Source organism: Streptomyces sp. NPDC017529, from assembly GCF_044329785.1.
In the GTDB taxonomy this organism is placed as follows: Bacteria; Actinomycetota; Actinomycetes; order Streptomycetales; family Streptomycetaceae; genus Streptomyces.
Genome location: NZ_JBIRJY010000033.1, coordinates 43,042 through 53,822, shown reverse-complemented (window position 1 = coordinate 53,822; position 10,781 = coordinate 43,042). Strand labels below are relative to the sequence as shown.

The following is a 10,781-nucleotide window of genomic DNA, read 5'->3' as shown; positions in this document are numbered from 1 at the left end:
CAGGCGCCACAGCCGCTCGGCACCCCGCCGGGCCAGCGTGTGCTCCTCACGCACACGACCCGCCAGCCGCACCACATCCGCGGCACTGTGCGCACGGGCCGTGCCCCGCCACCGCGGATCGGACGCCCACCGCCGCGCCAACTCCTCGGCCGCCGTGCTTTCCCTCGGGCTTGTCGTCATGGCTTCCACTCCCCTCTCATAGAACGCTGGGCTTCAGTTCCCTGCAATTGCATTCGTCTTCGGTGGGCAATGCCTCGACCAATCGGGCGAGGACGTCCCGCATACGGTCCACGTTGACCGCGAAAGCCTCGACGACGTCGTCCTGAGTGACTCCGTGGCCGGGCAGGACACCGGCGTCCCAGTCGGTGACCATGGACAAAGGGACGTAACACAGGCCGAGTTCCCGGGCGAGTACGGCCTCCGGGTGGACCGTCATGCCGATCGTGGTCCACCCTTGGCCGGCGTACCACTGTGATTCGGCCCGCGTCGAGAAACGCGGCCCTTCGACAACGACCTGCGTGCCACCGTCCACCGCCGGCCAGCGGGCCTGCTCGGCAGCGCGCAGCGCCGCCTGGCGTCCGGCCGGGCAGAAGGGGTCGGCGAATGGCGCATGGGCCACGCCGGGGCCGTCGATATACGTCTGCGTACGGCCGGTTGTCCGGTCCACCAGTTGGTCCGGGACGACGAGGCTCCCGGGCGGAATGCGCGGAGTGAGGCTGCCGACGGCGCCGACGCCTATCACGCGCGTGACACCGCATCTTTCGAGCGACCACAGGTTGGCGCGATAGTTCACGTTGTGCGGCGCGTACTCGTGGTTGCGGCCGTGTCGCGGGAGAAACGCAACCATTCGGCCCGACATCTTCCCGACCGTCAGTGGTGCGCTGGCTTTGCCGTAAGGGGTGTCAGGCCATTCTTCCGTACCGTCTGTGAGCAGCGAGTAGAGGCCGGTGCCCCCGATGATGCCGATATCTGCCTGAGCATGTTCCATGGAAGCTCCTGCACGTGCGAAACAGGTGGGACGTGGCGGGCGAGCCGGCTTCACGGGCAGGCGTCATCCGGGTTTCGCCTCCGCCACAGCGATGAGGTTGCGGTAGAGCGCGTGCGCGTACGTCCCTTGTGTGGAGGCCGCTCTTGGGGTTTCCTCCGGGCGTTTCACCCGAGCCGTACGCAAACCGGCGGACCGCGCCGAGTCGAGTTCCTTCACACAGTCGGAGGCGAACAGCACTTGCCCTTCCACTGCACCGACACTTCGGGCGATGGTCCGGTACGAGTCGGGACAGTGTTTCCCGCCGGCCGACGTGGTGTCGAAGTATCCGCTCAGCCGATCGCGCAAGTCACCGAACTGGGTGTGGGCGAACAGGTCGCGCTGCGCCTGAACCGAGCCCGATGAGTACAGATAGATGCTCGTCCCGCGGTCGAGCCATGAGCGCAGTGCGAGAAGGGTGTCGGCGTATATGTGGCCGGACAGCTCACCGCGGTCGTATCCCTGGCGCCATATCAGGCCTTGCAGGGTCTTCAACGGCGCGATCTTCGCGTCCTCGTCGGCCCACGCTATGAGCGTGCGTATCGCGGCCCGGTCGTCCCACTCTGCCGAGCGGGCACAGCGGCGTCCGACTTCGTCGAGTACGGCGCGGGTCTGCGGTTCGTGACCGTGTCGGCTCACCCACTCGGCGATCCGGCTGCGCGCGTACGGGAACAGTTCGGTGTAGACGTGCGAGGTGGCGCTCGTGGTTCCCTCGACGTCCAGGACGACAGCCGCGGTCATGCCGCCTCCCGGGCCGCGGGGAGCAGTTCGTCCATGGTCGGGAACCTCGCTGCGAGACTGTGCGGCAGGAATGTCCCGATCCAGCCGTCCGCTGAGCGAAAGAAGCGGACGGCCGTGAAGTCGGGTTCGCTTCCCATGTCGAACCAGTGAGCGGTGCGCGCCGGGACGGAAATGAGGTCACCGGCCGTGCACAGCACGGCGTACACGCGGTTTTGGCTGTGGAGGTAGAAACAGCCGGTTCCTCCGGCGAAGAAGCGCACTTCGTCTTCCTCGTGGTAGTGCTCTTCAAGGAAGGACGTGCGGGCTTCGCGGGCCCGGTCCGGCCACTTCGGGTCCGCGGGATCGGGATGTACGGAGGCGACGTCCACCAGGGTGTAACCACCCTCTGCGCACATCCGGTCAACCGGTTTTCTATAGGCGTCCAGGACCGCCGAGGTGTCCGCCTGAGGCGGCAGGGCGCGGTCGATTTCCCATTGTTCGTAGCGCACGCCTATGGCGGCGAGTTCCCTGCGGATACGTTCGGGACGCCGGGCCCGGAGCGTCGGATTTTCCGGGTCGGCCGCGGAAAACACATGCAAGCAGGTCATGTCCTGCACCTTTCGGGATCACCCAGGTTTCCGGTGAGCAGCGTGAGGTGGGAAAGCCCTTCCACGCACTCCAGCCGGTTCACGGCTTCCAGCAGGTCGCTTCCCCACGTAGTGGCTCCGTGGCAGGCGATGAGCAGGGCCGGCGTGGTGGGTGAGCGGTCGTCCCGTGCCGCCGCCAAGGCGTCGGCCACGTCCTCGGCTATGCGCGGCACGTCGGTCCAGTTGCGGAACACGGGGACGGTGGTATCGGCGAGGCCGGGGCCGCCCAGCCCTTTGGCCAGCTCCCACCGGCCGAATTCGACGCTCCGGCTACCGTGTTCACACGTGGCGGCCAACGCGGTGGCGTAGGGCGGGTGAGCGTGTACCACCGCTCGCGCGGCGGGCACGTTCGCGTAGATCGCCAGGTGGATGCTCGTCTCGGCCGAGGGGCGCTCGCTCTCGCCCACGAGCGGCGCCCCGTCGTTGAGGGACACCACGACGGTGTCCCTCGGCGACATCCGGCCCTTGGCGCGCCCGCTCGCGGAAATGGTCACCCGGTCGCCCGCCCGTACCGACACATTGCCGGCCGTCCCCGGTGCCCAGCCCTGGCGGTACAGGTCCCGGCACGCGGCGGCGACCTTTTCACGGTCCGCCTCGGACGCGCCGTCACTTTCGGAGAAGTGCCGTGGCACTCCTCGCGCCTGTCCCTCGGGCATCACGGCTCTCCGAACGCCTTCGTGAACCAGTCGTGGAAAGCACTGGCGATCTGGTGCTCGTGCGGCACCAGGACGCCACCGGGCTCGTAGAGCTTGGAGCCCATGTTGACCTGGCACCGTTCGCAGGCGGCGAAGTCCTGCTGGTTGACGCGGTGGAACAGTTCCACGGACCGGTCGAGTTCGGGTCCTTCGTCGGGTACGTCCTGGGCGTAGAGCCAGTCGCACTCGACGATCGTCCGGTGCGCCGAGACCGGGAACATCCGGTGTGCGATCACGTGGTCCGGAACGAGGCTGACGAAGAACTGCGGATTGATGAGAACGCCCCAGTACTGGCGGTCCTGCTCTTCGGTGAGTCCGGGCAGCTTCCCGAAGCCGCCTTTTCCGTCGACGGTGAACCCTTCGACGTCCTCACCGAACTTCACGCCACGGCCCACGTAGTACTGAGCCGCATACCCCTCGGCGTATTCCGGTATGACGCCGAGGAACTCGGGGTGCATGGTGGCGCAGTGGTAGCACTCCAGGAAGTTCTCCACGAGGACTTTCCAGTTGGCTTTGACGTCGTAGCTGATGCGCCGTCCGACCTTGAGCTCCGGCATCGTCCAGTTGTCCACTGCCTGCGCGTCGCCGAACCGCTCCGAAACGGGGCTGATCACCGTGTCTTCGAACGACGGAGGCTCATCCGCCAAACACACCCAGACGTAGCCGAGGTACTCGCGCAGCCACACCTGTTTGAGGCCCCACTCCGTCCGGTCCACGTCCGGCATCTTGGCGAGGTGCGGCGCGGCCACGAGCCCGCCGTCCAGGCCGTACGTCCACGCGTGGTAGGTGCACCGGAAGTTCTTTTTCGTCTCGCCGTACTCGTCCATGCACAGGCGGGTCCCCCGGTGCCGGCAGACGTTCAGAAAGGCCCGCAACTCCCCGTCGTTGCCGCGTACGACGAGCACGTTCTCCCTGCCTACTTGTGCCGTGCGGTACTTTCCCGGCTGCTGTACGTCCGTGACGTGCGTGAACGCGTACCAGTACTGCTGGAACAGCCGGTCCTGTTCGAGTTCGAAGATGTCCGGGGCGTGGTAATAGCGCCCGGGGAGGGTGGCCAGGAAGCTCGGGGGAAGGCTCGGGGTCGACATGACCATTCCTTTCTGCAATCCGGGATCGCCGGGGCCGGTCGGTGTTTCCGTAGCTCGTCGCATTCAGGGCGTGCGTTCGGCCGTCCAGACGATCAGCGCGTCGTACAGCGCGTCCCCCTCGATGGGACACAGCCGGTGCCGGGTGGGCGTGAGGCCGGCTTCCTTGATGGCGGACGAGACGAGGGCCTCGGTCAGGTAGGTGTTGTCGTGGCCTTCCTCGGCGACGTACTCGGCGCTGCGGATCCAGTCCGCTCCGACAGCGACTCCCCCGGGGCGGAGGTGATCGTGCACGGACGGGAAGCACCGGCGGTAGCGTTCGGCATCCGGCGACAGGCCGAAGAGGCCGAATTCCGTGACGAGGTCGAACCGTTGTCCGTCGAATTCCGCCGGCCAGGCCGCCATGGCGTCGAAGGCGTGATAGCCCGCCATGCGGGACTTCATCTCGTGCAGGTGGCCGGGCTCACGGCCATAGCGCTGTAACACCTGCTGGTAGGCGCGAGGAACGCGGGACCCGTTGTTGGCTTCGCGCAGCACGGCCAAGGCTTCCTCCGCAGCATCGACACTGCGGATCGAGCGGATTGTTTCCGGTAGGGCGATGGACCAGAACAGTGTGCACGGGCCGGATCCGAGATCCAGCCAGTCGCCACCGGCCTCCGAGGCGTACAAGGTGTCCAGGATGTCTTCGGTGCCCATACCCAGCTTGAAGTCGCCGTCGAAGAAGTCGGCGAAGTACTGCCGGTAATAGGCCAGCCGGTCTTCATCGAGGCGCGGCGTCCGGGTCGTCATCGTTCCTCCTCTTCCGACGCGGCGCACAGGTGTGTGACCATTCGTGCCGCACCGGGCACCCACGGTGTGCCGGCGTAGTCGAGTGCCATGCGCTGGATACGCAGCCCGCTCCGGGCGGCCAGGTCGGCAATCCCGTCCGCTGTGTAGCGCCGCATTCTGATGGACGAGGTCCACCGGTCGAGTTCGCGGTCTCCCTCCCCGAACCGGTAGTCGTAGACGATGCGCATCCGGCTTCCTTCGCTGTGCTGGCTCCGCGCCCGTTCGAGCCAGCCCGTCGGAGGCACCGGCCTCCGCCATTCGGTGACGACCCGGCCTTCCGCCAGCCGTGGGTCGAAGTAGTCCGGCAGCGGAGAGACGTCCCGTGCCCGCGAACCTGCCCGGCTGCCGTCGCTGTCGAAGGTGTGGAGGTCGAGCAGAAGCGTTCCGCCGGGACGCAGGTGGCTCGCCAGCCGGGGCAGGGCCCGTTCGGCGTCCCCCGGCTCGTGGAGCAGCTGGAAGGCCTCCTGGGGCACGAGGATCAGGTCGAAACGCTCGGGGAGGTCCAGTTCCCGCATATCGGCCTGGACGGCCGTGACGCGGTCCTGTGCTGCGGCCTTCTCGATCCGGGCGCGGACCTGGTCGACCATGCCGGGTTCGAGATCGGCGCAGACCACCCGCCGGCCGGCGGCGATGAGCCAGTCCGCGTTGCGGCCCGATCCGCTGGGGATCTCCAGGATCGACCGCACCCGGTCGGTGACCAGGCGTTGGAGGTAGCCGTGGTCCTCAGTGGTCCGGTACTCGACGTCGTAGAAGTGCGCGCGGCGCCGGTACCCCGTGTCCGGTGCGCCGAGGCCGCTCGTCGTGGGGCCCGCCACGTCAGTGCACCGTGGCCGGCTCGGCACCGAACGCGCGGTCCATATGGCGTTCGATTTCGTGGTGCGCCATCCGGCCCCCGTCGGTGATCATGCCGTTGGCGGCCGTGGGGGCAGGCCGGCCGTCCTGCAGGCTGTTGCCGAGTTCGATCAGATACGGCGTGATGAGCGGGCTGACGGCCCGTGACGCAGTGTGGGGCACCGAACCGGGCATCGCGTCGATCTTGCAGTGCAGCACACCGAACCGCTCGTACACCGGCTCCGTGTGGACGGTCTGCCGGTCGAAGGTCGGCAGATAGCCGCTGCCGTAGCCGACCGTGACGTCAACGATCATGGAGCCGGGCTTCATCCGGCGCACGAGGTCTTCGCCGATCATCGGCGGAGTGTCGTAAGTCGAGATGAGGATCGCTCCGACGACCACGTCGGCTTCCTGGACCTCCCGCTCCAGCACCTCGGGAGTGTTGATACGGCAGGAGACGCCCGGGGCCGAGGCGGCGAACCGGCGCAAGCGGTGCCGGTCCGTTCCCAGGACGGTGACGTCGGCGCCGAGGGCACGGGCCGTGCGGGCGGCCGCGGCACCGGCGTTCCCGTAACCGATGACGACGACCTTCGGGGACGTCACGTAGGGCACGTCCGCCAGCAGGACACCCGAACCGTTCAGGTGGCTCTGCAGGTGGTACGCCGCGTACAGAACGGCCAGCTTGCCCGATATCTCGCTGTCCGGTACGGCCAGCGGGTATGCGCCGTCCGGCGTCTTGAAGAACTCGTAGGCATAGGCTTGCGTGCCGGAGTTCAGGAGGGCGCGCGTCAGTTCCGGGTTCCCTTCGGCGTGGAAGAAGGCGCCGAGACGCAGGCCCGGCCGCAGATAGGTGAACTCGTGGGGCCCCGGAGCCTTGTACTTGAGCACGAAGTCACTGCCTCGCCACGCCTCTTCGGTGCTCACGATGCGGGCGCCGGCACGTACGTAGTCGTCGTCCGGCGCCTTCGTGCCGACGCCCGCACCGGTTTCCACCAGGACTTCGAAGCCGGCGCCGGAGAATTCCGCGACCTGCTCCGGAAGGACGATGACGCGCTTTTCGCCGGCCCGGGTCTCCTTGATGATGGAAACGCTCTTCTCTGCCACGGCAATGCTCCCCTTCCGATGAACGTACTCGCTGCTGCCTTCCGGCCGTGCCTTACTGCTCACTACTCCGGCTTGATCCCCCTCTTCAGCTCCGTCACCTGGAGATGCTCCGGGCTGAAGGCGTCCCGCAGAATGGGGATGGCTTTGCGCGGGTCGGCTTCACCGCAGGTGAAGACGTCGATGGCGGCGTAATTGTTCTCCGGCCAACAGTGAATCGACATGTGCGACTCGCTCAGGATGGCGACACCGGTGAGACCTTGCGGAGCGAAGCGGTGCATCTTCAGCTCCAGCAAGTGCGCCCCGCAGGCCGCGACAGCCTTCCGCAAGGCGTTCCCGACCACCTGCTCGTCGTCGAGCGACGATGCGCCCCACAGGTCCAAGGTGATGTGCACCCCGGCGTAGGAGAGGCCATAGGCATCGATCCGGAGATCTCCCGGCGCATGCACCATGGGATCAGAGATGACGGACACGTTTCCTCCAGAGGTTTCGTGTTGCATCTCCACGGAAGCGCACTGCCGTACCGAAGTGCTCACTTTCCCCTAACGAACCGCTCAAGGGGCCAGCAACCGACCACACGCGATAGGGGAGACATCGCGGACCGGGAGCCGGCCTTGATGCAGGTCGGCTCCCGGTCCGGCCGGTCAGGGCGTCGCGCGGCCTCAGTCGAAGACGGTGAAATCCCTCGTTCCCGGGTCGGCTGAACCGGACCCTTCGCACCGCACGTAGGCGGTATACCTTCCCGACTTCAGACCGGTGAAAGTGGCGACCCACGCCCTGCGCTTCCGCGTCATCTTGGCGCTGCCCCGGCTCCCCGGTTTACCGGCCTTGCTGCGCCATTCGGCAACCGCGCCTTTCGTGCAGCCCCGGGCGCTTTTCGGCGTGCTGACGGTCACTGTCGAGCCGCTGGCCTGGACGTTGACCGAGGGTGCCGCCGCGGCCGGCGTGGCGAATACACCTCCGGCGGCCATGACGGCTCCTGCGATCAGACCGATCAGCAAGGGGCGGGGGTGCTGCTTGGGCATGCTGCTCCTTCCGTAGGCGTCGGATTCGCCAGCGCCATACCCCCGTCTCGCCACAACACGCTCTTCGGCCGCCGATACCCAACCAACGAGCGACAAGGCCGGACCTCTCCCCTGAACTCCACGAAGCCGTGGGTTCACTGTGCTAGGTGGTTTATGTCTTTCGGGGGCTCAAAAGGCATGTACGAGGGGCAGATCACGGGTGGCCCGTGCCGTACCGGCGGGGCCGCGTCCCTTCGTACCGGGAGGTCCCACGATGCGAATGATCCACCCTCTGTGCCGGCGAGGCCACCGGTGAATGGCGTGCGGGAATCCGGCGCGCCGCCGTCCCCTCGGGATTCGGCCTTGGACCGGGCCTTTCACGCTTTCGGGAGCAGCGCTCCGCAGGCGTGTCTGGATGTGGGAGCGATCGCCTATCTGGAAGGCGAAGCACCGGCGTTGGAGGATTTGAGGTGCTTGGTCGGCGAGGCACTGCGCGAATTGCCGGTGCTCTCGCACGAACTGCGCGGTCCGGCCTCGGCCGCCGCCTGGGCACCGGTTGCCGATTTCGAAGTGGCCCGGCATGTGGTGGAAACGGTCGTCACGGGCGAGGCGGGTACGTGTGTGGCGGACGAGGCCCAGCAGACGTGGGCCGGGACCTCTCCGCTGGCACTCGGCTGGGAATTGCGTCTGGTGCGGCCCGCCTCGGGGCACGGTTGGGCCCTGTCGTACCGCGTGCACCACGGCCGGCAGGACGGCGTGGCGATCGGGCGGACGCTTCAGGCGCTCTTCGCTCCGGCGGGGCCGGGTCCCGCCCCGCGACCGCCCGCCGGCGAAGGCACCGGATCGGGCATGGGCCGGCTCCTGCGGGCGATCGGCACGGCGGTGGCGACGTACGCCGCGTACCGGCGCTTTCCGCCGACCGGGCTGGGTGGGCCCTGGGAGCTGTCCGGCCGGCGCCAGGTGTCGACCGCCACGGCGTCGCTGCCCCGGATGCGTACGGTGGCCCGCGCTGCCGGGGCGACGGTCAACGACGTCCACCTGGCCGCCTTGGCAGGAGCGGTGCGCGCCTGGTGCCTGGAGGCGGGCAGGCCTCCGGCGCCGCTGGCGGTCGCCGTCCCGCTCAACGTCAGGCGCTCCGAAGAGTCGTCGTCATGGGGCAATCGGTGCTTTCTGCGCCGGGTGTGGCTGCCGTGCCAGGAGAGCGACCCGCGGATTCGGCTGTCGCGGACCGTGGAGGCGACCACCGGCCTCAAGTCGGCACGCGTGCGGCAGACCGCGCAGGACCTGCTGCACGGCTCGCCGGTCCGGCTCGTGGAATTCGCGCTCCGCCGGATGCTGGATCCCCGCTACGCCCCGGTCATCTCGTCGTACGTACCGTGCGGGGAGGACGAGGCGGCGGTGCCGCCGTCGCTGACCGGCCTGTTGCCGATGACCCTGCTGCCTCCCGGGCATCCGTTCAACGTCGGTCTGACGACCTACGGCTCGACCGCCCAGGTCGCCGTGATCAGCGATGTGGCGGTTCCCGGCGCCGACCGTATCCCGCTGCTGTGGCAGCAGGAAGCCGCACGGCTGTGGGAGGCGGCGTCACCGCCTCCGCCCGCCCCCGGGCCACCTGCCGGCAGCCGGGCGGACGTCCCGGAAGGAGGGCGCGCCACTCCATGATGCCGACGTCACGCGCAGCAGCCGACATGTGCGCCGTCACGCTGGGCGGCGCGGAGCGTGCCGCGCTCCGCCGCGCTGTCGCCCAGGTGGGGCGGAACTACGGAATGGCGTACTTCCTGGAGCAGGTCCGCACGGGGAGCCGGTGCGAGGACCTCTGGGCCGACCTGGGGCGCTGCGGCTTCACCGGCGTGCATCTGCCGGAGGCCTACGGGGGTGGCGGCGCCGGCCTGGCCGAACTCTGCGTGGTGGCCGAGGAGGTCTCCGCCGGCGGCTGCCCCCTGCTCATGCTCATGGTGTCCTCGGCCGTGTGCGGGACCGTCCTGGCCCGCTTCGGCACGGAGGAGCAGAAGCGCCGGTGGCTGCCGGGCATCGCGGACGGCAGCGCCACCATGGCCTTCGCGATCACCGAGGCCGATGCCGGCTCCAACAGCTACCGCATCGCCACCACCGCCCGGACCGACCGGCACGACTGGGTCCTGTCCGGTCGTAAGGTCTTCACCTCGGGCGTCGACACCGCCGCGGCCGTCATGGTCGTCGCCCGCGCCGAACTCCCCTCGGGAGGGACGGCCCCGGGGCTGTTCATCGTCGAGTGCGGCGCCCCCGGCGTGGAATGGCGCCCGATTCCCATGGACGTCGCGCTCGCCGAAGAGCAGCACGCCCTGTTCTTCGACGAGGTCCGGGTACCGCGCGACGCGAGGGTCACGGACGGGCAGGACGGGCTCAAGCCGTTGTTCGCCGGGCTCAACCCGGAACGGCTGGTGGCCGCCTCCCTGGCCACCGGGCTCAGCTCACTGGCGCTGCGCCGGGCCGTCGACTTCGCCTGCGAACGCGCGGTGTGGCAGGTGCCCATCGGCGCCCACCAGGGAATCGCCCATCCCCTCGCCAAGGCCGCGATCGACACGGAACTGGCCCGGCTGATGACCGGCAAGGCCGCGGCCCTGTGCGACCTGGGGCGGCACAAGGCCGCGGGCGAAACGGCGAACATGGCCAAGTACGCCGCGGCCGAGGCCGCCGCCCGTACCGCCGACCAGGTCGTGCAGGTCTTCGGCGGGAACGGCCTGTGCACGGAGTACGGCGTCGCGCCCCTGCTCGGGCTGTCCCGGGCCATCCGCATCGCGCCGGTGAGCCAGGAAATGATCCTCAACCACATCGCCCACACGCTCGGCCTGCCGAAGTCGTACTGA

Annotated in this window: 12 protein-coding genes and 1 pseudogene; 2 read left to right on the top strand and 11 right to left on the bottom strand. The window is 68.5% G+C overall.

The window, feature by feature from the left end; genetic code table 11:
- The 11 genes and pseudogenes from ACH4K4_RS37215 to ACH4K4_RS37165 form a co-directional block, all read right to left on the bottom strand.
- Window positions 1-180: pseudogene (locus ACH4K4_RS37215) on the bottom strand (isocitrate lyase); the annotation flags it as partial.
- A gap of 16 nt (window positions 181-196) precedes the next feature.
- Complete coding sequence (locus tag ACH4K4_RS37210) at window positions 197-988, bottom strand: S-methyl-5'-thioadenosine phosphorylase (protein WP_398174281.1); 792 nt, start codon at window positions 986-988, stop codon at window positions 197-199.
- A 63-nt stretch (window positions 989-1,051) separates the two neighbouring features.
- On the bottom strand, window positions 1,052-1,765 hold the full coding sequence (gene mtnC, locus ACH4K4_RS37205) for an acireductone synthase (RefSeq protein ID WP_398174278.1): 714 nt from the start codon (window positions 1,763-1,765) through the stop codon (window positions 1,052-1,054).
- Window positions 1,762-2,352 carry a 1,2-dihydroxy-3-keto-5-methylthiopentene dioxygenase gene (locus tag ACH4K4_RS37200; protein WP_398174284.1) on the bottom strand — a complete coding sequence of 197 codons (591 nt, stop codon included), beginning with the start codon at window positions 2,350-2,352 and terminating at the stop codon, window positions 1,762-1,764. Before ACH4K4_RS37200 ends, mtnC begins: the two co-directional genes overlap by 4 nt.
- The gene (mtnB, locus tag ACH4K4_RS37195) at window positions 2,349-3,047 is read right to left on the bottom strand and encodes a methylthioribulose 1-phosphate dehydratase (protein ID WP_398174275.1); all 699 of its coding nucleotides are present in this window, start codon (window positions 3,045-3,047) and stop codon (window positions 2,349-2,351) included. The genes ACH4K4_RS37200 and mtnB overlap by 4 nt, the downstream gene beginning before the upstream one ends.
- Window positions 3,047-4,174 (bottom strand): aromatic ring-hydroxylating dioxygenase subunit alpha, encoded by a 1,128-nt coding sequence (locus tag ACH4K4_RS37190; protein WP_398174272.1) that lies wholly within the window; start codon window positions 4,172-4,174, stop codon window positions 3,047-3,049. The genes mtnB and ACH4K4_RS37190 overlap by 1 nt, the downstream gene beginning before the upstream one ends.
- Before the next feature lie 63 nt (window positions 4,175-4,237).
- Entirely contained in the window at window positions 4,238-4,960 is a 723-nt protein-coding gene (locus ACH4K4_RS37185; protein WP_398174269.1) for a hypothetical protein, read from the bottom strand.
- Window positions 4,957-5,814, bottom strand: a complete 858-nt coding sequence (locus ACH4K4_RS37180; protein WP_398174266.1) for a class I SAM-dependent methyltransferase — start codon at window positions 5,812-5,814, stop codon at window positions 4,957-4,959. The genes ACH4K4_RS37185 and ACH4K4_RS37180 overlap by 4 nt, the downstream gene beginning before the upstream one ends.
- 1 nt (window position 5,815) lies before the next feature.
- A complete protein-coding gene (locus ACH4K4_RS37175) occupies window positions 5,816-6,934 on the bottom strand; it encodes an NAD(P)-dependent oxidoreductase (protein ID WP_398174263.1) in 1,119 nt (372 codons plus the stop codon).
- A 62-nt stretch (window positions 6,935-6,996) separates the two neighbouring features.
- A complete protein-coding gene (gene speD / locus ACH4K4_RS37170) occupies window positions 6,997-7,404 on the bottom strand; it encodes an adenosylmethionine decarboxylase (RefSeq protein ID WP_398026676.1) in 408 nt (135 codons plus the stop codon).
- A gap of 189 nt (window positions 7,405-7,593) precedes the next feature.
- Window positions 7,594-7,956, bottom strand: coding sequence for a hypothetical protein (locus ACH4K4_RS37165; RefSeq protein ID WP_398174260.1), 363 nt, complete (start codon window positions 7,954-7,956; stop codon window positions 7,594-7,596).
- 453 nt (window positions 7,957-8,409) lie between these two features.
- Between ACH4K4_RS37165 and ACH4K4_RS37160 the strand changes: the two genes are divergently transcribed.
- Both ACH4K4_RS37160 and ACH4K4_RS37155 read left to right on the top strand, forming a co-directional pair.
- Window positions 8,410-9,597, top strand: coding sequence for a hypothetical protein (locus tag ACH4K4_RS37160; protein WP_398174257.1), 1,188 nt, complete (start codon window positions 8,410-8,412; stop codon window positions 9,595-9,597).
- Entirely contained in the window at window positions 9,594-10,781 is a 1,188-nt protein-coding gene (locus tag ACH4K4_RS37155; protein WP_398174254.1) for an acyl-CoA dehydrogenase family protein, read from the top strand. Before ACH4K4_RS37160 ends, ACH4K4_RS37155 begins: the two co-directional genes overlap by 4 nt.

Coding starts and splice junctions, on each gene's coding strand:
- ACH4K4_RS37210 (WP_398174281.1), bottom strand. CDS start 988: ATGGAACATGCTCAGGCAGATATCGGCATCATCGGGGGCACCGGCCTC.
- mtnC (WP_398174278.1), bottom strand. CDS start 1,765: ATGACCGCGGCTGTCGTCCTGGACGTCGAGGGAACCACGAGCGCCACC.
- ACH4K4_RS37200 (WP_398174284.1), bottom strand. CDS start 2,352: ATGACCTGCTTGCATGTGTTTTCCGCGGCCGACCCGGAAAATCCGACG.
- mtnB (WP_398174275.1), bottom strand. CDS start 3,047: ATGCCCGAGGGACAGGCGCGAGGAGTGCCACGGCACTTCTCCGAAAGT.
- ACH4K4_RS37190 (WP_398174272.1), bottom strand. CDS start 4,174: ATGTCGACCCCGAGCCTTCCCCCGAGCTTCCTGGCCACCCTCCCCGGG.
- ACH4K4_RS37185 (WP_398174269.1), bottom strand. CDS start 4,960: ATGACGACCCGGACGCCGCGCCTCGATGAAGACCGGCTGGCCTATTAC.
- ACH4K4_RS37165 (WP_398174260.1), bottom strand. CDS start 7,956: ATGCCCAAGCAGCACCCCCGCCCCTTGCTGATCGGTCTGATCGCAGGA.
- ACH4K4_RS37155 (WP_398174254.1), top strand. CDS start 9,594: ATGATGCCGACGTCACGCGCAGCAGCCGACATGTGCGCCGTCACGCTG.